This is a genomic window from Proteus vulgaris, assembly GCF_016239305.1.
In the GTDB taxonomy this organism is placed as follows: domain Bacteria; phylum Pseudomonadota; class Gammaproteobacteria; order Enterobacterales; family Enterobacteriaceae; genus Proteus; species Proteus vulgaris_C.
The window spans coordinates 141,452-160,997 of the sequence record NZ_JAEHOQ010000006.1 but is presented as its reverse complement, the minus strand read 5'-3'; the positions used below and the strand labels follow the sequence as shown (position 1 = coordinate 160,997).

General features: G+C 40.7%; 21 protein-coding genes. All 21 read right to left on the bottom strand.

What is annotated here, in order from left to right:
- Nucleotides 1-59: 59 nt before the first annotated feature.
- Nucleotides 60-1,217, bottom strand: a complete 1,158-nt coding sequence (locus JEP40_RS06420; RefSeq protein ID WP_198622890.1) for a hypothetical protein — start codon at nucleotides 1,215-1,217, stop codon at nucleotides 60-62.
- An 11-nt stretch (nucleotides 1,218-1,228) separates the two neighbouring features.
- Nucleotides 1,229-4,897 (bottom strand): TipJ family phage tail tip protein, encoded by a 3,669-nt coding sequence (gene gpJ / locus JEP40_RS06415; RefSeq protein ID WP_198622889.1) that lies wholly within the window; start codon nucleotides 4,895-4,897, stop codon nucleotides 1,229-1,231.
- 19 nt (nucleotides 4,898-4,916) lie between these two features.
- The gene (locus tag JEP40_RS06410; protein ID WP_226894158.1) at nucleotides 4,917-5,510 is read right to left on the bottom strand and encodes a tail assembly protein; all 594 of its coding nucleotides are present in this window, start codon (nucleotides 5,508-5,510) and stop codon (nucleotides 4,917-4,919) included.
- A gap of 56 nt (nucleotides 5,511-5,566) precedes the next feature.
- The gene (locus JEP40_RS06405) at nucleotides 5,567-6,067 is read right to left on the bottom strand and encodes a hypothetical protein (RefSeq protein WP_023582500.1); all 501 of its coding nucleotides are present in this window, start codon (nucleotides 6,065-6,067) and stop codon (nucleotides 5,567-5,569) included.
- A gap of 90 nt (nucleotides 6,068-6,157) precedes the next feature.
- Nucleotides 6,158-6,865, bottom strand: a complete 708-nt coding sequence (locus JEP40_RS06400) for a C40 family peptidase (protein ID WP_198622921.1) — start codon at nucleotides 6,863-6,865, stop codon at nucleotides 6,158-6,160.
- A gap of 5 nt (nucleotides 6,866-6,870) precedes the next feature.
- A complete protein-coding gene (locus tag JEP40_RS06395) occupies nucleotides 6,871-7,620 on the bottom strand; it encodes a phage minor tail protein L (RefSeq protein WP_069366998.1) in 750 nt (249 codons plus the stop codon).
- Complete coding sequence (locus JEP40_RS06390; RefSeq protein WP_191901994.1) at nucleotides 7,617-7,949, bottom strand: phage tail protein; 333 nt, start codon at nucleotides 7,947-7,949, stop codon at nucleotides 7,617-7,619. Before JEP40_RS06390 ends, JEP40_RS06395 begins: the two co-directional genes overlap by 4 nt.
- Nucleotides 7,950-7,951: 2 nt before the next feature.
- Entirely contained in the window at nucleotides 7,952-11,218 is a 3,267-nt protein-coding gene (locus JEP40_RS06385) for a phage tail tape measure protein (RefSeq protein WP_109402834.1), read from the bottom strand.
- Nucleotides 11,219-11,237: 19 nt separating this feature from the next.
- On the bottom strand, nucleotides 11,238-11,501 hold the full coding sequence (locus JEP40_RS06380; RefSeq protein ID WP_232799173.1) for a phage tail assembly protein T: 264 nt from the start codon (nucleotides 11,499-11,501) through the stop codon (nucleotides 11,238-11,240).
- Nucleotides 11,502-11,542: 41 nt separating this feature from the next.
- A complete protein-coding gene (locus JEP40_RS06375; protein ID WP_088495895.1) occupies nucleotides 11,543-11,923 on the bottom strand; it encodes a phage tail assembly chaperone in 381 nt (126 codons plus the stop codon).
- A 2-nt stretch (nucleotides 11,924-11,925) separates the two neighbouring features.
- Nucleotides 11,926-12,393, bottom strand: a complete 468-nt coding sequence (locus tag JEP40_RS06370; protein WP_196564014.1) for a phage tail tube protein — start codon at nucleotides 12,391-12,393, stop codon at nucleotides 11,926-11,928.
- A gap of 65 nt (nucleotides 12,394-12,458) precedes the next feature.
- Nucleotides 12,459-12,794: a hypothetical protein gene (locus tag JEP40_RS06365; RefSeq protein ID WP_161751972.1), complete on the bottom strand. Its 336-nt coding sequence runs from the start codon at nucleotides 12,792-12,794 to the stop codon at nucleotides 12,459-12,461.
- Complete coding sequence (locus JEP40_RS06360; RefSeq protein ID WP_023582509.1) at nucleotides 12,791-13,231, bottom strand: HK97-gp10 family putative phage morphogenesis protein; 441 nt, start codon at nucleotides 13,229-13,231, stop codon at nucleotides 12,791-12,793. The genes JEP40_RS06365 and JEP40_RS06360 overlap by 4 nt, the downstream gene beginning before the upstream one ends.
- Nucleotides 13,228-13,551: a phage head closure protein gene (locus JEP40_RS06355; protein ID WP_109400960.1), complete on the bottom strand. Its 324-nt coding sequence runs from the start codon at nucleotides 13,549-13,551 to the stop codon at nucleotides 13,228-13,230. The genes JEP40_RS06360 and JEP40_RS06355 overlap by 4 nt, the downstream gene beginning before the upstream one ends.
- Entirely contained in the window at nucleotides 13,548-13,856 is a 309-nt protein-coding gene (locus JEP40_RS06350; RefSeq protein ID WP_115350927.1) for a head-tail connector protein, read from the bottom strand. Before JEP40_RS06350 ends, JEP40_RS06355 begins: the two co-directional genes overlap by 4 nt.
- Before the next feature lie 95 nt (nucleotides 13,857-13,951).
- Complete coding sequence (locus tag JEP40_RS06345; RefSeq protein ID WP_198622888.1) at nucleotides 13,952-15,160, bottom strand: phage major capsid protein; 1,209 nt, start codon at nucleotides 15,158-15,160, stop codon at nucleotides 13,952-13,954.
- A gap of 13 nt (nucleotides 15,161-15,173) precedes the next feature.
- Nucleotides 15,174-15,818, bottom strand: coding sequence for an HK97 family phage prohead protease (locus tag JEP40_RS06340; protein WP_181879874.1), 645 nt, complete (start codon nucleotides 15,816-15,818; stop codon nucleotides 15,174-15,176).
- Entirely contained in the window at nucleotides 15,796-17,025 is a 1,230-nt protein-coding gene (locus tag JEP40_RS06335; protein ID WP_115350925.1) for a phage portal protein, read from the bottom strand. Before JEP40_RS06335 ends, JEP40_RS06340 begins: the two co-directional genes overlap by 23 nt.
- Entirely contained in the window at nucleotides 17,025-17,204 is a 180-nt protein-coding gene (locus tag JEP40_RS06330) for a hypothetical protein (protein WP_036901038.1), read from the bottom strand. Before JEP40_RS06330 ends, JEP40_RS06335 begins: the two co-directional genes overlap by 1 nt.
- Nucleotides 17,205-17,213: 9 nt before the next feature.
- On the bottom strand, nucleotides 17,214-18,944 hold the full coding sequence (locus tag JEP40_RS06325) for a terminase large subunit (protein ID WP_115350924.1): 1,731 nt from the start codon (nucleotides 18,942-18,944) through the stop codon (nucleotides 17,214-17,216).
- Nucleotides 18,945-18,946: 2 nt separating this feature from the next.
- Nucleotides 18,947-19,405 (bottom strand): phage terminase small subunit P27 family, encoded by a 459-nt coding sequence (locus JEP40_RS06320; RefSeq protein WP_017827278.1) that lies wholly within the window; start codon nucleotides 19,403-19,405, stop codon nucleotides 18,947-18,949.
- Between the last annotated feature and the right edge of the window lie 141 nt (nucleotides 19,406-19,546).

The window sequence follows — 19,546 nt, the reverse complement described above, 5'->3', positions numbered from 1 at the left end:
TTTAACACAACTAATCAACACAAACAGTCATTCTAAGCAAGCGGGGGAGGTTAAATAAATCAACCCACTTGCTTTATCTTTTGCGCTTCTTCCATCTCACGCATTCTCACGTTATAGATTGATTGCTCTGGCATCTGTACACGAACGGAAATAAAACGGCCAGTTGGAATATCAATTGGATCGCCGTCGTTGAAACCATCAATTGTATTATTGGCAAACTCAGGCGCATTAGGGTGAGTACGATGATACGTTCTCACGAGGATAGAACCGTCTTTGTTAACTTTAGAGTTAACCCATATTAGTGGTTGTTTATTTACATCGAGTGGAATTTCAATACCGCCATCGACACCACCCCATCCTGCATCTGAGTTAAAACCCAGCACACCTTCGATAAGATATTCACCTTGAGATACTCGAGTAACAGTAGCGCCTTCTGATTCATCGTTAGTGGTAAATGTGCCATCGGGGTTGATGTCGATGATTGGGGAGGCGCGTTTAATAAAACCGTTACTGTCCGCTGTTGTGTTTACTGAACTCCATACAGTATTCCAAGGTGTTGTGGTATCAACAACATCACTTGATAAACTAAAGCGAGTCATTAATGCGCCGGATGTATTCATAAATAACATTGCACGACGATTTCCGCTATATGTAGATTGCCAGCCGGCACCATTACTAGGAAAGCCTGGTACTCCTACTGATGGGGAGCCATAAAAACATGAGATCGAAGATGGCTCTCTAAGCCCCACTCTACCAATCCCAAAATCCCCAATATGTACTGTTTTATTATCATCTGCTTTTTTACTAATATCCTCTTGCATCTTCTTAATGCTATCGAGCGTGACAATCTCTCCATTTGGCATTTCAATTTTTGTCTGACCAGTCTGAGTCATCCACGTATTCATGGCGTCGAGGAAATACTCGACATAACTATTAATAGCGACCATTGTTCTTGCTGCATCACTATTATTATCTGGCTCAGTAATATGAATTGAGAATGTGGTGTTAGTTGCTGTGGCTAATGCAGGTTGTGCTAATACTAATTCAGTATCGGAATTAACGGATTTAATCATATACGGAATATTCGTATTTCCCGATTTAATTAAAATCGTCATTCCAATATTAATGGCGGGATTATTATTTTTAAATTTAGTGCCAGTGCCTTTAACAATAGCAGACCCTGACACTGTATTAACAGTGCCTGTTGTGTATATCATGATTTACTTCCTTATTGCTTGCAGGCTAATAGTGTTATTTTGAAATATCTATCTTCGCTGTCATATCTAAATACACCCGGTGTATTCGCTTTTAACGTTGTTGATGGAGAATTCCAATAAACAAAGTCTTCATAATTCCCACCATTTTTAATTTCAAAAAACTTATCATCATTTAGCCATAATCGACACCACTTGCTATTATGTGTCGTCGCTATGGTGACTACTTGAATAACGCGGTCAAAAGATTGTGCCGGTATCGTAATTGTTTCTCCATTACCAAGAGAATAAAACTTAACTATGTCACCTTCGATATTCTCCACTTTTAAAGTACCCTTAATTTCACAATCTTCACCAATAATCACATTATTCATTGTGCCTTTAGTGGCTTTAATTTCTCCTCTAAATTTTGCATTATCAAATTCAGCAAACCCATTTTTATTAATTATCCAGCCTGATTTTCCCGCCACGTAATTATTTGATTGAATAACATTCCCTATTTTTGCATTGGTAATCGAGCCATCTTCGATAAATAAATCTCGAATAAACAACTGCCCATTCTTGGCGTACATGAATAATTCCATCTTGCCATTTGCAGGGTTATACCAAGCAAAATTATTGGCGTTATAGCCAATGAATGATTCAAGCTTACCATTCTTAACTTGAGCGCTAATAACCTGTCCTGCTGCATTGTATTTCACATTGTTATGAACAATCGTGATATTAATTGAGTGCGTAACAACACCGTCACCAGATTGACTAAATTCAGCCTGCATTTTTTGCTGAATCATTCCCTCCTGTTCGTCAAACTTAGCTTGAACTTGTTTTCTATCTTCGGCAGAGGCTTTGTTGGCTTCTGAAATGGCGGTAGAGTTTGAAACGATATCGGACTGGGCCTTATCTATTTCCGTACGAATTTCAGTAAATCGCTGACCAAAAGCCTCGTCAAGTTTGGTAATTGACGTTTGAGTCTCTTTAATTGCAGATTTGTTGTCACCAACAGCGGAGTAAATTTCTTTAACTTCCTGCGCCCATGCTTCATTATCCGTTGCACGAACTTGCCATAATTCGCGAATACCCGCTTGTGATTGACCGTGTTTCATTAACACACTGCGTGATAGTTGAGAGTCAGCGTTACTAAGAAGAAGCGCTGTCTCAGCATTCCAATCCAAGCGTTCACTAAGTTGCTGACCGGCTTCAGATGACATAAAGTGTCCATCAAGCTCTGGCAATATCGTACCTACATCAAACTCCGATTCCCCCCGAATAAACTCAGTCCACTCAGATTGATTGCCTGTTTTATCCACCAGCCTTGCCCTAAAATAAAACGCTACTCCTGCTGACAAACCCGCCATTTCATAGGTTTTAGATGGATAAGGAACATCAGATAACAGCATCAGTCCTTCACCGTCATTCGTTTTGCTGTACTGGATTTCAGTTTTTAACGTATCACTAGTATTTTCACCAAATCCCCAATCTAACTTAATGCCAAATACCAACGGTGACGCTCTAAAGTTAACCGGTTTAGGTGGGTTACCCATTTTTCCGGTTAACGTTTTTTCTTCAGAATATCCCCATCCGCTTGAGATCTCAGAAGCATTAATAGCTCGAACACGGACTAAATATCGACCGGCATAAACATTAGGAACCTCAATAGAGTTAATGGAGCTTCGAGGCATATTGACCCAATTGCCTTCGTTTCTACGCCATTGCGCTTCATAAGAGATTGCATTTTCAACTTGTGGCCACTGTGCTCGCATTGTTTCAATGCTAACGCCTTGGCTTACAATTGAGTAAGAGTCGATGACAATATTTTTCGGGGCTTGCTGGTTATTAGGAGGAATAACACTAATGGGCCTTTCATCAATCAATGCGCCAGAATCAACATGTTCATATTTACTGGGATCATGCTGAATGGCTGTAATAGTAAATTGATTAGACTCATTTTCTGTAACACTGACAACGCGATATTGTTGCGCATACAGCTCTTCTGATTCGACAACCCAAACACATTCTGTCTCTGGTGTCTCGCTGTATTCCGTTGTAACCGTGATCACCTTCCCTGATACTGTTTGTATCGTTCTTGCTTGCGATTGCCCTGAAGGAAGATTGAGAATTAAGCGATCACCACTTACAGCACTTGAAACGCGATCTAACGTGATACTTCTGCCATTGATAGCACTCACTCGACCGCCAGTGACCTTTCCTGACAACAGTTCATCAGCAACAGCGATAATGTAACCGGGTTGCGGAATGTTCCCATCTAACCCGACAGAGAATGTCACCATTCTGTCTTTATTGTTTGTCAGTATTCCCCAGCGCCCTTTTCTGTTGGCTTCACTTTGTCGGGTGCAACCAATTGCGGTAACTTCTAATTGATTAAACCCAAACCGAGAAACTAAATCAGGTTCAAACACTGGCTCCATTGCATCAGCATATCCATTTTGCGGATCTGAATACGAAACCAATGCTGTGGAATACTTTTCTTTACTGCTACTGCTTGAATAAATAAATTTGCCATCAATCACATTAGCTCGGGTATAGCTATAATCTATATCACGAGGCATATCCGCTAATGTCACAATCTGACCGCCACCCCAATAGGTCATTCCTCGAAAGATGGCTGCAAAGTCACGTAACACGTTATACGCTTCATTTCTATCTTGCACATAAACATCACAGACATAACGAGGTTCTGTACCGTCACCACCTTTTCCATCGGGTACCAATTGATCACAATACTGCGCTATACGGTATAACTCCCATTTATCAATCTGTTGTTGATTTATTCGTTGTCCAAGACCAAATCTATCGGAAATAACAATATCGTAGAAAACCCATGCGGGGTTATTGGTCCATGCCCATTTAAAGGAACCATCCCATACGCCCGTATAGGTGCGATCAATAGGATTGTAATTTGAGGGTATTCGGATTATGCGCCCTTTCGGTTTGCACGTTATTTGCGGAATAGAACCGTTGAATTGTTTAGAGTCGAATTCAATATAAAGTAACGCTGTATGAGGATAGGTGAATTTAGCATCAATGACTTCAGTGTAACTTTGCAAAACAACCGTATCACCGATTTTACTGCTATTAGCATCATTAGATACCTTTCTAACACGTAGTGACCATGATGTTGTCGATTCAGGTAAATCAATTCTGTGTGCTCGCTCATAACCTGATGTCGTTTTTCCTTTCACGGCACTATCAATAACGTTTTTCCAACTACCACCATCAGTTTGTAAATCAATAGCGTATTTAACTTCATTACCCACCAAATCCCCATTATCTTCTTGCTTGAATAATGAAGGCCACTTTAGACGAATTCGAATAGCCGATAATTGTGAATTGGTAAATGTGTGAACCCACGGTGTTTTACTCGAAATCGTTGAACCAACATTGATCTCATTTTCAGCGCTAGGTAATCCTTGAATATAAGTCTGTGCTTGTGTGCCTGGTCTAAAATCCCACGTCACACCACTAAAATTTGCATTTCCTTCAGTGTCTTCTAACGGTGTGCCATCAAGAAAGATATTTTGTGCCGTTAACTCTCCGGCAAATTCACCCTCCCCCAAGGCAATGAGTAACTTTGCTTTAGCAATAGATTGTAAATCATCAGGTTGCTCAACAGGCACACGAGGACTACCACCGCCCCCTTTTTGACCGTGAATTATTTTTCTCATTAGATTATTCCAAATAGATTTATTGCTGATCTTCTACATAAATACCTGCGGAAATGATGGCACCACCAATAGTTCTTTCGCCATAAAGCACTGGTACTGGGTAACCCTGAGAAACGGTATTAGTAGGAGAGCCAAATGCATACGAAGGTTTGTTTTCACCCTGATCTTGCATTGCAAGGCCTTTTGGCTGAGGTGAAAGCATTTGAATAACACCGCCGATAGCTACTGATGCGCCAACAGCAAATAAAAGGTTACTGGCCCATAATGCGGAACCCCAAGGTAGCCATATAGCGGCAGCAACAAGGACGGCACCCAAAATAGTCTGAAAAACACCACCTCTTTTGCTCCCCATCACAATGGGAACGATACGAATAATTTCTTCTGATATCGGGAAATTAAGATCATCAACACCGATATTCTTTTTCCCTTTAAATACAGCGTATGTTAATCCTCGTGATTTACTGGTATTTAAATACTGTTCAAATCCATTTAAGGTACAACAAAGTGCTCTGATTGCTTCTGATGTTGTCGTAATTATGCGCTGATGAGTTTTACCAAATGTTTTGCCTAATATTCCGCTTAACTCTATTGTTACCATTTTTTCTTCTTGCATAAAAACTCCATAAAAAAACCCGCACTTGGCGGGTTATATTTAAGATGTTTGAATGATTAATGATTTACTTTATTTTCAAAATCTTCAGTAAATTTTGATCTTAATGATTCTGGAAAACCGTTTGTTATAGCGTTTATATCCATCTTATAAAATGCTATTAACTGTGCTCCGTTATATGTAGGTTTTGATTTTTTCATTTCTTCGACAAACTTAGTTACTGCTTCTTCATCAAATTTCAGTCCATCACTTCCTCTAATGACAAAATTAGAAGCAGACCATTTACCTATATCAAAAAATTCACTTTCAATTGATTGATTATTTATTTGTTGATTATTAGTAAGAGATGATTTACCTCCTCTAATTTCTTCAACAATAGCGCCACAGCCTGCAAAAATAGAGCCTATTAAAGTTAAAAAACAACCGATTGACATAGAAACTACTGCATTAGGAAATAATCTAACAGAATCATATTCCGTTTTAATATTCATTAATATTATCAATCCGATAATTATACTGATAACACCAATAGCAAATGTAAAAAAACCAAATTTTTTCATTATCACTCCATATCAGTTTTTATAATTAAACGTGATCATGTTAATAATTTGATAATAAGAATGAAAGGCAAATATAGAAATAAATACTTTTTATTTAATTAATGATAAATGACGCAATATAATAATTGTTCTATCTCGCCAATAACCACCATAAGGAACTCGTTGGCTTAGTCTCCCATAAAGGTGATGCAATAACATACCATCATCCAGAATAATACCGGCATGATTTGCAACATTGGATTGAACCTGCATAACTACCATATCACCTGTTTGTGGTTCACCTTCTACTTTTACAAAGCCCGCTTCTTGCCAATTATCCATATAGAGATCCTCACCTTGCTCCCACCACGGATAATCAACACGATAATCAGGTAATACAATATTATGTGTCTGCTTAAAATAACTCATTATTAGGCCCCAGCAATCCGTAAAACCAAGCACAAATGGACGGCCAATAAGAGGAAGTTCGCCTCGAGGAAGAATTTCACGAAAATCCCCCTCGGGGTAACTGACAATATACCAAGGGATACCCAGCGCATCACATTGAGCCTGATCTAACTCAGAAGGCTGAGTCGTAGCATCTGGATGACTATGAACAATACCAATAACGACACCTTGGTCTTCACATAATGCATATTCTTGGGGAGAAATAACGAAGTGCTCTTGAGGTGTTTTAGCTACATTTACGCAAGGTAAATACGTCTTTACTCTGGATTTTTGGATGATAACGCCACATGCTTCTTTGGGATATTCCTTTTTTGCATGAGAAAATATCGCCTCTCGTATTTTCTTTTGCATCATTATTATTTCCGTAACAATGAGGTTCCGACAAAACCACCAAAAGGAAGAGGATTATTCTTACCGAATCGAGGCACACACCCCGTTTTCAATAAACCACTACACTTATCTAGTGATGGATCGTCAACAGGATTACCCTGCTTATCAAAATAACCATTTTGCCCTGCATAATCACACCCATCTCCCGATTTATATTGTCCTCGTAAACACCACGTACACATTGAATGTAGTTGTCGAGTAGGTATCATCACACCTTGTAAATCCATTGGGCTTGCCAGTGTAAATTCAACAAATTCATTTGTTTCTGCACTTTTACTATCAATATAAAAGACAGATACTCGCTCTTGGGTGGGATCTGCAGAAGCATTCCCATCACTAAAATTTTCCGCATCGAGATAATGAGAAAGTGTATCGTGAATAATCACTTTCGCTTTCAACATATCATCATAATGCAGACATAATGCGGTTATTGAGCTATCTAAATTAGCCACTGATAATTTAGGATTAGCACTAGATCCCGTTGTAGAGGACTCTAACCCTTCTATTTGAACTGGCCATGCCCCATATTCATTCCCTTGCCACCAAATGGACTTAGCCTCTATTTCTCCTTTAGCCTTTTGCATCTCCTCTTCCGTGATGGGAATATTGTATGCATGGAATCTCAGAATATTAGGAACACCAAATTCTGTACCATCAACTTCAAAAAGCCGGACAGTATTGCCCGGCTCTAATTTTTGATAATCGGCTGTGATCATGATTTAAATGCCTGAATAAAAACCAAAGAAAGGGTGTAATTTCCTGCACCGTTCGGAATGAGTTTGTGTTCATCACAACGATACAATCCAAGTGGCTCAAGAGGCGGTTTCCAGAAAAATGACTTTATTCCTGCGTGTTTATCAATAAAGTGACGAATAGCTGAAATGTAATCTTCATCACCCACAAACTCCATTGACCATTTCTGACTGCGTGAATTTAAACCATTACTAGAAACTTGTTCATAACCATCCCCAAACTTGACTTTCCTTATGTTGTAAGAGACATCTTCAGTCGGATTTACACGCGGACACCAAGTGAATGTTTCCATTTTTAACGGCCTCCTCGAGTTGCATTCCAAATTAAACCACCCGGCCTAATATCTTTGGACATTAACTCTCGGTAACGGCTATCAACAAATCGGCCAATCTCCGCACCAAACTGCTCGAACCCATTCGTCGATTGAGTTTCTGAATTACCATTACCGTCAATGGTAATGTAAACCTGTGGTGCTGAAGTAGTGCCCTGATTATTACCACCAACAACTCTAACCCCTAAGTTGCCATCTGCAGTTCGAGTTAATGGCATTATAGCCTCACTCCCTGCTTCGCCCATGAGTCCGAGATTAGGCGCGCCCCCCTTAGCGAAGGCAAAATAAGTAGGTGAGCTAACGATTTGATTACTATAAGAACCAAGGCTTTCTGAACTATGTACCCCACCTTTAGCGTGGGCAACACCACCTAAAAACCCACCAACAGCGCCCATCCAACCACCAGCACCTGCCATTGTATTCAGGCTATTCACTATTGCCGCATTAATGAGTACATTCTGAATAGATTTCAACACGCTAACAGACCAATCTTTCCAGCTGGCTTTATTACCATTTAATTTATCGCTAATAGTATCAACCATTCCTCCCATTGCATTTTGAACAACAGAAGCTGTTTGAGTAGCGTAGTTACCGCTTTCTTGAACCCAATCTTTCATTCCACGTGTTATACCTGCAGTCCAGTCAGATTCAGCGAGCGCTATATTTCGATACTTAAGATCTAATGCATCTAATGCTTTAGATCTGGCTTCAATATCTTCTGTTTTCTTTGCAGATTCATTGTAGATACGGTCTATTTGCTGGCTTTCTTCAAAGTAGCTTTTTTCTCGCGAACTCATGTTATTGGTTTGAGCCGCTAACGTAGCTTCATCGTTAAATTTGACTGTGGCTTCTTGCAGTTTTTTGCGAGCATCTTCCATATCACGATGCTTTTTCACGGCATCATCTGCTTTTTGTGTCCATTCTGCGAGAGCGACAGATGAGCGTTCAATCGCTTCTCTTTGCTTATCAGTCCATTTAGCCCCATTTTCATGTGATGCCGCATAAAGAGAGGCGGCTTTTTCGCCTTGTGAAGCCCTAACCTTCTGAACCTCTGTTGCCACACTTAAATCAGCTATCTTCCGCTCATATTGTTCTGCGGTTCTTTCAGCTTCTTTTTGCGCTTTTTCATAGGCGCTTTGTGTTGCCTTTCCTGTTTTAAGAGATTCATTTAGCTTTTCTCTATTTTGAAAAGCTGTCACTAGGTTATTAATATATTTCTGGCGATTTTCGGCATGCTCTGGCGTGTTGGTTAACCCCACATCATCGGCAGAAAATTCGGCCTGTTTAATAACTCTAGCTTCACCCGTTAATGAAGAGAGAATTTTATCTCGCTCAGAGTTATTTATTAGCGTCTGCTGTTTATCATCTAGTGGTGCATTAGGAATACGCATAGGAATATTGACTAATGCCTGCCGAGTAGCGAGCATGTTGTTACCAATATTCATGATCTGATTGAACTTCGTTTGCTCAGCATTCATAAACAACAAGGCTTGATGAGCTTTGTTTTGCTCTGAAGCCTGTTGTCGAATTAAGAATACTCGTTGTTCTTCAATGTTTTTTAATGCAGACTGAATTCCCGTCGATTTCTCTTGCATTTGAATGAGGCGTTCTTTTTCTGCTGCAAGATCTTTTTCAGCTTCAGCTAATTGATTAACAACATCAGCTTCACTAGTTAGATGATTTATCATGAAATCACCCATCTTAGGCCCAGGTGATGCAAGCATCTGCTGGTAACCTCTAATTTGTTTCTCTAGATCATCAACTTTACCTTTTTGCTCTGTAACCAGCCTATTTTGTTCAGTGAGTGAATCGTTCGTTTTATCGTAATTGTCAGATACATCAGGAAGAGACATCTTTCTTAAATTCTCTTGTACCTGATTAATAGTTTCGGCATATTCACGAGCAGAACGCCTCGCTTCCTCTTGATTCTGATACATAATGTACCAAGCAGAAGCACCTGCCATAACGAGTCCGGGTATCCCACCTATTAGCCCCATGGCACCACTCATTAATCGAGATCCTGTCGATGTGATTCGATTAAGATTCTCTTGAGCAGTGCGCCTTGCTGATATATTTCGATTTAATGTTGCCTGCGCGGAAGCTAATCGACGTTCAGCTAATGCTTGTTGCTCGGCACTTTGTGCCGCTAACCTTGCCTGTTGAGCACGATAGACTGCCGCCCTTGCTCTAGCCGTTGATATTTTGATACCTTGCAATTGAGCTTGAGCATGTGCTATTTCACTTTTTGTTGCACGCGCAACCCCAATGGTTGCATTCGCCACACTCGTTGTTAACCCACCAAAATAACGAGCCAACCCCAAACCAATTAACACACCAGAAACAGAGGCTATACCATCAATATTGTTAGCGATCCCCTCCATTGCGGTTGATAGTGTGCGAGTAGCACCTGATGTTTCATTAACATTGCCGATCCATGCCATGAACGCATTTTCAATCTTCTGCGCAGACCCACTTACCGTAGCTGGTAATTGCTCAAACTCGGCTCGTAACTGTTGCGTATTTGTCAGGATAGGAATAATTTTATCCATCGTGAGTAGTCCACTTTGCGACATTTCACGCAGGCCACCAATCGTCGTTCCCATACCATCAGCCAGCATTTTTGCTAATCGCCCACCATTTTCCATAACGGCATTAAATTCTTCACCGCGAAGAACACCCGAGCCTAATGCTTGACTTAGCTGTGTAATAACAGAACTGGTTTCTTCAGCACTGGCACCAGAGAGCTTTAATGAAGTTGCAATGGTTTCGGTGACTTTCGCAACATCGCTTGAAGCATAACCCGCATCACGCATGGATTGTGCAACACGGCTGTATAGATTCGTATTCGCTGCAATCGATGTGCCCGTTCTTTGGCTCAGCGTCATTAACTCTTGCTGTGCTTGCTTAAAATCTTCCATCGACGTAGACGCTAATTTTAATCGACCGCTGAGTTGACTCCATACGTCTGCATAATTGATAAGTTGCTGTGTTGCAAAAGCCCCTGCAAATGCACCCGCAACGCCTGATACAGTATTTTTAATGGATGACAACTCACCATTTAGATCATGGATAGCGCGTTGCATTTCACGAGATGCACCACTGGCGCGTCGCCCACCTTGCTCAATGATCCGATAATAGTTTTCTCCCATACGCGAAGCCCGCGCTATTTCAGATTGAAACGAGGAAGAATTAGCAGAAATTTTAATAATCAGTTCACGCAGTTTTGCCATTTTATCCTCGCAAAAATAATTAATTTTCTGAAATAGACTGAAAGAAATTCTCTAACCCATTAGAACTATCATCACTTTCTTGGGTTGCATTGGGATCCCAGCGTAAAAGCACATCAGAAAGCGTACATTTACCGCCTTGAGAGTGATAAATAGAAGAAACGATATGTGCTGTTTGAATATCACTGCGAATATCACCGATGGGATTAATGCGATCAAAAGCCATCCACATCCGAAGTTCACTCAAGCTCATTTGGCGAGTGAGTTCGTCAAGAGTGCGCCCCATGCGGAGCGCCAATGTCATTAAAAAGAAAGTATCAGGCTGGGCTACTTTTTTTCTGCATCATCAACCGAAATAGTTAAATCGAGCGCTTGTTTTAATAAACGAGAATGCACAGGGCCATAAATAGCCATCACATCGTTGATGTCTGATTCATCAAAAACGACATCCCCGTTTTCATCACGCAACACATCAATAAACATCACAACATCGGCACGTAAATTACGTTGTGCAATTTCAATGTCAGATAACGAATGTTCATCTTCAGCATTATCATGATGAATAATTTCACGCCACTTCATCCATGCAGGTGATGACGGTTCACGAAGCATGACAACCGCATTTTCCCATTCAGCAACATTCACTTTCTTTGTGCGAAAGGCATTCTTTTCACTTAAAGCCAGTGATTTTAATGACGGTTTTTTCATGGTTATTCGCTACCTTCATTTAAATTAACAGTCCCGTTTTTAATCGGCTTAGATTTACCTTTTAAACGTAGGGTAAATGAAGCAGAAACCACACCCGAAGTAGAAACACTCCAACTGTTTTGACGCACTTCAGCTAAAAAGGCATAGCCAATCCCTGAAGGGAACTCCACTTTAAAAGCATGAACTTCATCATTTTCATACGCGGTACGTAATGTTTCTTGGCCTTCATCATCGGTGAAATTACCATTAATGGTGAGCTCTGCAGGTGCAGATAATCCATTGGTAACTTCTTGCTCCTCAGAGCAGAGCGTGGTGACATCAATATCTGATTTCTGCCCACCGGTATAACTGATCTCTTTTGTTGAACAAGAAATCCCTAAAAATACCGCATCAGCAGAGTTAACTTCCGTTGCAGGTAATTTCGAGACACTGATTTTAGTGCCTTGTGTTTTTTCATATTTACTAGACATGCTCATTTCCTATTGGCATAAAAAAACCACCCGAAGGTGGCTTTAGTGTGAATAATAAGGCGATGCTATTGCCAAACTTGGCATTCAAATGTTGCTCTAAACAATCCTGTATCAGGCTCGTAGCCTTGTTTTTCTGAAATTTCAACAGGGCTTAATTTTGTTAAGGCGTTAGCAAATAACAAGCGAAGCGTTCTCGCCTCATCAATCGTATCGGCATAAACATCAACCTGAATATTTGTCATCGTTTCGGCTTGCCCCTTCAGTACATCGCCTTTGACATCGTACAAAGAGAAGGCACACCAAGGCGCTGTTATTGCAGGGCTTGATTGTGGAGCAACATACGGAAAAACTTTATCAGGTAATACGGGTGATAAAATTGCGTAGATATCCGCCTCTGTCATTTTCCTAGCGCCTCATCAATCGCTCTATTTAATTCGCTAATGGCTAAATTGGCTGCCTTATCCGATTCACGATCAAAAGTGGGACGTATAAAAGGCCTTGGCGCCATTTTAGAAGTACCCTCTTCAAGAAAGCGCCAATAAAAGGCATTGTTAGGATGATCACTTTTCATAGAGGTATCGCTGTTTGTGCCTGATGCGTTACTCCCTCGAACATAAACGCCCGAAGAAACCTCACCTTTATTGCGCATTCTGTGATTACGGGTCACTATATTTCGTGCTAATTTTCCCGTCTTTCGTGGTGCGGACGTTCTGATTTCATCACGTAATAACGTTGCGGCCGCATTGGTTGCTTTTCGCATCGCTTGATGACTTTCAGCTCGGCTTAAAACATCTAACTCTCTTGATAAGTCGAGTAGATCGGAGAAATCCAAATTCATGATTGTTTTACTCCTTGTTTGCATAGCAATTCTAATCGAGTCAATTTCTCATCAGGGATGACTGACTGAATGTCATAAATTTGCTCACGCCAAACCATTCTGCAGGTACTGTTAATATCGGGTCGGTAACGCATCCACACTCTAACAGTAACCTCTGACATTTCAGCATTAGCGGATATCAGTTCACGACCAGAAAGATGTTTTACTTCGCACCGCACGGAAGCGATATCAATCCACTCTTTTTTAAGTTGCCCTGAAGGTAACTTAATGGGTACGTTCTGTTGAAATATGACAGTTTGACGCAATCTTCCTGCTTTCATGATTGCCCTCGCATGGGTCTGATACGATATTCACGCAATGCATTACATAGCGACTCGGGGAGTGATTGACCTTCACGATTCTCATACCAAAAACCAACCATTTGCATGAGCCTTATTTTTATATCTTCGGAAAGAAGTAAGCCATAATGATCATTTTCAGGTATTTCATCATCATACAATTTTCGGTTTGTTAATCTTTCCACTTCGGCTATCGCTGATGATAGATTTTGTTGAAGTAAATCATCATCCTGATCAGCATCGATATAGCATTGGCGTTTCAATTCATCGATAGTTGGGAATGCCATGAAACCTCCAATAAATCCTGCGATCTATCCCGATCGCAGGCACAAAAAAACCGCAATTAAGCGGTATATATGAAACTGAGATACATAAACTCAGATTATTTAGTGGCTCCAGCTTTCAGTAACTTCACCGCATTACTGTCAACCAACATAGAGCCAACGCGTTTCGTCGTATAGAAATGTACAAACGGTTTGTTGGTGTACGGGTCACGTAACATACGAACACCAATACGATCAAGAATGGTGTAACAGCGATTGAAGTTACCAAAAGCAATCGGCACAGCATCAGCAGAGACATCAGCAAATTGCTCATTTTCTGCAATGCCATACCCTAATAATGCTGAAGGTTGCCCTAATTGCAGACCGGGTTGCCACAAATAATTACCTTGAGCATCTTTCAGTGTGCGAACTTGGAATAATGTATTGTTATTCATCATAAATTTAGCACCTGTACGATAAACCTTTCTCATGGTGTAAATCAATTTCATGACTTCATCCGCGGTGATTTCCGTCGGATTTTTCAATAACAAATGCTGTAACTTACCCCATTCACGCTCTTTGTCGCCTTTATCGTCACTGCCGTATGCCAATAGGCCTTTAGGCTTTTTAATGCCGTCACCGTGGGTAAATACCGCTTCTTCCTGCTCCGCAAATTCTGTAGCTAACTCACTAGTGATGAATTGCTCAACATTAAAAAAGGCATCATCAAGCATGGTTTGAGTGGCGGCAGGGTTACCGTAGATTTCCCCCCAGAACGGTTCAATAGAAGCGAGTTTTGATGTGTTAGTTTCAGGACGTTTGTCCACTTCACCCACCCATCCACTATTTGTGCCACCTTGATTAATCAGGCGTTTAAACTTCTCTGTGCCAACCGTAATCACATTACACTCTTGGCGCATAACCACTTCATCACGTAATGCCGTAATGATATTACGATCCAGTTCTTCGGGTACTGCATAACCGCCGTCAGGATCTGAACCGACCTGCATTGCTTTACGCTCTAATTCCGCAAGCCCATCATCGGTGCCTTTACGCACAAACAATTCAAACGCAGCTTTGTGTTCAGAGACGTCTTTATTCGTCACGTTACCATCTGGACGTTTTACCGAAGCGAGTTCAGCTTCTAAATTGCTTTTTAATTCATCCAGCTCTGATAATTTGCCATTTAAGGTATCAACGGTTGCTGATAACTTACTTTTTTCAGCTTCAATCGCATCAATTCGTTTATCATTCGACTTTTTAAATTCGTCAAACTGACCTTTTAATTCCTGCGCAACTTCACTGACGTCTTTATGATCAATAGCCATAATTTTTCCTTTATTATTTAAAAATAGATTTCAATGTTTCTAATGCTTCTTGCTCAACATCACGCAGAGAAAGTGCATCGTAGCCTTTGGCCATAAAAGCCTTGGCTTGTGTTCGCGAAAGCCCAACATCGCGCAGGACTCGCTCAATACTTTTTTGTGTGGGTAATTCACCACGAGCAAATGCCGACTTCACATCACTGACTCGCGCTTCATCATTGGAAGGAAATGTCACTAAGCTGACTTCCCATAGGTCGATTTCTTTCAGTAGAAAGGCATCTTTACTGCGGTCATATTCATAATCTTTAAGAATGTAACCAATAGAAAGGCCAGAGAGTGATCCGGCCTTCATATGAGCATGTGCGCGTTTAGATAAAGGATCGTCATCAATTAACAGGCGACCTTTTACATAGAGTCCGGTGCTGTCTTCTCTCATTTCGGTATAAATACCAATAGGCTCAGCCATTTGGTGTTGCCAAAGTAAAGCAGGTAACGCACCTTTTTCTTTCCACTGACTCAGGGAATTAAGAAAAGCCCCCGGCATCACAATATCGGCATAACTGTCTTTCACCCCGAAAACGGAGCCGTAGCCTTCAAACTCGCCAGAGTCACTAACAGACTTAATTTTCAATGGCACATCAAGCCGTTGTTTGGTCATCATCGGCATGCGCTTTCTCCTCTTGCTTTTGGGTTTCTGGTTTAGTGGTCATATTCATCGGTGTGAGATAAATATCACCACCCTCACGAGGATTTAACTCTTCGAGTTCACGACATTCATTAGGCGAATAAATCCCCCAGTTAATGCCTGTTGAGTAGGCTTCAAATCGCGATTTCATATCACCACGTAATAAAGCGCCAGTATTAAATTTGGCATAAAAAGCGCCTTGTTTACTGGCTTTTACCAGCCCTGCATTAATGCGTTGCTCTATACGAATAAGGTAAGGAACAAGTGAGTAGTTAATAAAACCAATACCCAAGTTTTCAATATTATTGAATGTGGCGCGATCGGTGTTTTGCACCATATGAAGAGGAACGCGAAAAATACGGCAAATTTCCTCTAACTGAAACTTTCGTGTTTCAAGAAATTGCGCATCTTCAGCCGATAAACTGATTTGTTGCCACTTCAATCCCATTTCTAAAATCATCGGTTTGTGTGCATTGGCTAACCCTTGGTGCCGTTCACCGAAGTCAGATTTCAGTCTTTCGTAAGCATCATCTTTTAGATATTGATCAGTTTGTAATACACCACTTGTCACCGCACCGTTTCCAAATAAACGCGAACCATGCTCTTCAGTGGCTAATCCTAAACCAATGGCTTGACGTGCATAGGCGATCGGACTTAATCCCACTAGACCATCAAGAGTAAAAATCCGCACATGCCAGATTTCTTGCTGTGTCAGTGTTTCACTTTTACCATTTGGAAATGTCACCTGATACTCTGGCTCCCATTGGCTATTTAATTTTGGCGTGACACAACTAGGATCGAGAGGTAGTAATTCAACCACTTCGCCTAAGGCGTACACCTTATAAGCATAAAAATTCCCCCTTAAACACAAACAGGCAATTAATAGCTCCCAAAGCTCTTGAGGTGTCATGTAATTATTGGGCTTAACCGCCAGTAATTTGTGTAACCGTTCTTTGGTGGCGCGTTTATTTCCTCTTTCTAATTGTTCATATAAGGAACATGGCAACATCCCTACCGATTCCGCAAGAACACGAATACAACTAAATACAGAAGTCAGTTGCATAGCGAGTTGTGTACTCACTCTTCGACCAGAATAAGTGTCATAAGACAATCCAATTAACTCACTCAGTTCTGATGAGGTCATCTCTTTCTGAGATTTCTGAAATAACCCAGGGAAAAACATTATTCCTCCTTGTTATTTCTAGGTTGTCCAAGCGCTCTTGAAACAAGGTATGACCATAAAAGGCACAGTAAACCCGCGCAAATATAGCCCATCGGTGGGTAGATTAACCAAGCGCCCCATGACAACAAAAAGGCACCCGCAATCCCAACCAATAAGGCTGTTATTGTTAAAAATTTCATTAAATTTCCTTAGAGAGAGCGTAAGCCTCGAGAAGCGAGGACATTGGAAAGTGTTTTTTCTGAGTTATTCAACATTGCTCGACCAACAGCCATCATAGCTGAGACTGCGCCATCAATTTTGTTTTCATTACCATCTTTTGTTGGTCTAACAACATCATCACTACCCGGCAAATACTTACCGACCACATTTTGAAAACACCACGTCATAATAGGGTTTCCATCATGATGCAATCGCCCTGAAGCTAAAGCAGCTTCTATTTCCTTCATGGGATCACTCATATTTGTATAATTTTGAGTAATAGAAATAGGCTCTAATCCTTCATCTTGTAGTCGATGAGATAATGCCACCGCACCAAATGGGTCAATTGGGCTGGAAACAATACTGAAATGTTCTCTCAATTTTAAGATAGATTCTTCAATCAAACGGTAGTCAACCTCTGCACCATCACTTGGAATTAATGCTTTCTGATTGACAAAACTTTGATACCGTTCCGCAGTCCTCAACTTGTCACTATCGGTTGAATAAATCGTATCTTCTGGCGCAAAAAATAATGGAGATATAGAAAAATAATGTTTTTTACCGCCAATTTCTCGCATAAAAATAGGAGCTACACAGTTCAAATCCAGCTTTGTTGCTAGGTCAATACCTAAATAGACATCTTCACCATAGAAATCTTCTAGCTTTAGGCTTTTATCTTCAGCTTTACGCCAATGATCCATATTGTAGAACGCTGATTTTGCAGAAACCCAAATATTGAAATGTTTAGTCTTTATCTGGTTTGTTTGTCTTGGTGTTGTAATACCAAGCTCTTGTTTTGCTAAAAGATAATCGTACTTTACTGACACATCACAATTTGGGTTAGACTTAATAATGGCTTCTGGTAATTTCCAATCATCATCTTTATCTATGGTATAAATAATGCCGAAAATCTGCTCATTTGCCCCACCAGTACGAATACCTTCAAGAATTTCAGTAACCTGAACTCGCTTATCGTAACAAGGACTTTGAATATCAAATCCTGCCGTTGTGATAATTAGCGTTAATGGTTGCTCTCGCGCCCCCATACCTGTTGTCATTGTTGTATATAACGCATCTGTTGAATGCTCATGATACTCATCAATAATCGCACAGGTTGGGTTATCACCATCACCAGGATCCCCAATCAAAGGAGCAAATAAAGAACCATCAGGACGAGTCATTTTCTCTGCCCATGGTTTGATTTGAAATCGTTTCCTCAGTGAGGGTAATTTCTTAACCATGGCTAAAGCTGGCTCAAATACCTTCCACGCTTGCTTTTCTGTTGTGGCACCACAGTACACTTCTGCACCATATTCACCATCAGCACAAAACATGTAATTTCCAACGGCTGCAGCAATCAATGATTTACCATTTTTACGCGGTACCTCAACATACATTTCAGTGAAGCGACGGTTGCCACATTTCTTTTTTACCCACCCAAAAACTACGCAGAAAATAAAAAGTTGCCACGGTTCTAGTGTGATCCGTAATTTACGCTTTGCCCACTCTCCCTTAGTGTGGGGCATAAGTTGAGCAAATCGACAAAAGCGCTCTGCCTTATCTTTATCAAAACGATATGGCCAATCTTTTTCTTTCGCTTTTTGGAGATCATCTAAGTGACGTTGGCAGGATTGTTTAACATAAATACATGATGAAATTTTTCCGCTAACAATATCTCTAGCGTATTGGTTTGCAGCATTGACGCTCGGATAAGTAGCCATAATTAAAACTCATCAAATTCGTTCTCATCATTATTCTGTTCACTAGGCCCTGTCATTCTCATTCGGCTAAGTGGATCCAACCCAAGCAATGAACCTAAACGAGCGATTTGTGAAACACTGTCATTACGAACGGCGACAGCAGGGTGTTTTTTTAATCCACCAGAGCCACTCATTTCAGTAATACCACCACTTTCCAAATCTAATTTAGCTTGTTTTAAAATAACTTTTTCTGCTGTAAGCATGAGTTCGAAAGCATTGCAATACGCAACTAAAAGAGGAGCATCTTCAAGTTCAAATGTTCCACGTTCAATCAAAATTTTACTTTGTGTCTTCCAGAGTTTTATTGCTGACTCTCCCATCAATTCTGCAGGTGGGGCAATCCTTGTCATGCTACTCTTAGAATTTTTAGCCGGTAAATTTTTATTCCGGCCACCACCAGATGCACGGATACCGGCTGCCATTTATCCTCCTAAAGATGTTAAAAAGTTTCGAAAAAAATAATCCTTATTTCACGTCTGTAAAAATTGACTTAGGGGGGCGGTCCTAGGTGGCGAGAGTGGTAGGGATTTTACCCGCCCCTCCCCTATGAATAATAGGGTTGC

Bases quoted from the DNA above. Each gene is read 5' to 3' on its own strand.
- JEP40_RS06420 (WP_198622890.1), bottom strand. From the start codon at position 1,217: ATGATATACACAACAGGCACTGTTAATACAGTGTCAGGGTCTGCTATT.
- gpJ (WP_198622889.1), bottom strand. From the start codon at position 4,897: ATGAGAAAAATAATTCACGGTCAAAAAGGGGGCGGTGGTAGTCCTCGT.
- JEP40_RS06410 (WP_226894158.1), bottom strand. From the start codon at position 5,510: ATGCAAGAAGAAAAAATGGTAACAATAGAGTTAAGCGGAATATTAGGC.
- JEP40_RS06405 (WP_023582500.1), bottom strand. From the start codon at position 6,067: ATGAAAAAATTTGGTTTTTTTACATTTGCTATTGGTGTTATCAGTATA.
- JEP40_RS06400 (WP_198622921.1), bottom strand. From the start codon at position 6,865: ATGCAAAAGAAAATACGAGAGGCGATATTTTCTCATGCAAAAAAGGAA.
- JEP40_RS06395 (WP_069366998.1), bottom strand. From the start codon at position 7,620: ATGATCACAGCCGATTATCAAAAATTAGAGCCGGGCAATACTGTCCGG.
- JEP40_RS06390 (WP_191901994.1), bottom strand. From the start codon at position 7,949: ATGGAAACATTCACTTGGTGTCCGCGTGTAAATCCGACTGAAGATGTC.
- JEP40_RS06385 (WP_109402834.1), bottom strand. From the start codon at position 11,218: ATGGCAAAACTGCGTGAACTGATTATTAAAATTTCTGCTAATTCTTCC.
- JEP40_RS06380 (WP_232799173.1), bottom strand. From the start codon at position 11,501: ATGGGGCGCACTCTTGACGAACTCACTCGCCAAATGAGCTTGAGTGAA.
- JEP40_RS06375 (WP_088495895.1), bottom strand. From the start codon at position 11,923: ATGAAAAAACCGTCATTAAAATCACTGGCTTTAAGTGAAAAGAATGCC.
- JEP40_RS06370 (WP_196564014.1), bottom strand. From the start codon at position 12,393: ATGTCTAGTAAATATGAAAAAACACAAGGCACTAAAATCAGTGTCTCG.
- JEP40_RS06365 (WP_161751972.1), bottom strand. From the start codon at position 12,794: ATGACAGAGGCGGATATCTACGCAATTTTATCACCCGTATTACCTGAT.
- JEP40_RS06360 (WP_023582509.1), bottom strand. From the start codon at position 13,231: ATGAATTTGGATTTCTCCGATCTACTCGACTTATCAAGAGAGTTAGAT.
- JEP40_RS06355 (WP_109400960.1), bottom strand. From the start codon at position 13,551: ATGAAAGCAGGAAGATTGCGTCAAACTGTCATATTTCAACAGAACGTA.
- JEP40_RS06350 (WP_115350927.1), bottom strand. From the start codon at position 13,856: ATGGCATTCCCAACTATCGATGAATTGAAACGCCAATGCTATATCGAT.
- JEP40_RS06345 (WP_198622888.1), bottom strand. From the start codon at position 15,160: ATGGCTATTGATCATAAAGACGTCAGTGAAGTTGCGCAGGAATTAAAA.
- JEP40_RS06340 (WP_181879874.1), bottom strand. From the start codon at position 15,818: ATGATGACCAAACAACGGCTTGATGTGCCATTGAAAATTAAGTCTGTT.
- JEP40_RS06335 (WP_115350925.1), bottom strand. From the start codon at position 17,025: ATGTTTTTCCCTGGGTTATTTCAGAAATCTCAGAAAGAGATGACCTCA.
- JEP40_RS06330 (WP_036901038.1), bottom strand. From the start codon at position 17,204: ATGAAATTTTTAACAATAACAGCCTTATTGGTTGGGATTGCGGGTGCC.
- JEP40_RS06325 (WP_115350924.1), bottom strand. From the start codon at position 18,944: ATGGCTACTTATCCGAGCGTCAATGCTGCAAACCAATACGCTAGAGAT.
- JEP40_RS06320 (WP_017827278.1), bottom strand. From the start codon at position 19,405: ATGGCAGCCGGTATCCGTGCATCTGGTGGTGGCCGGAATAAAAATTTA.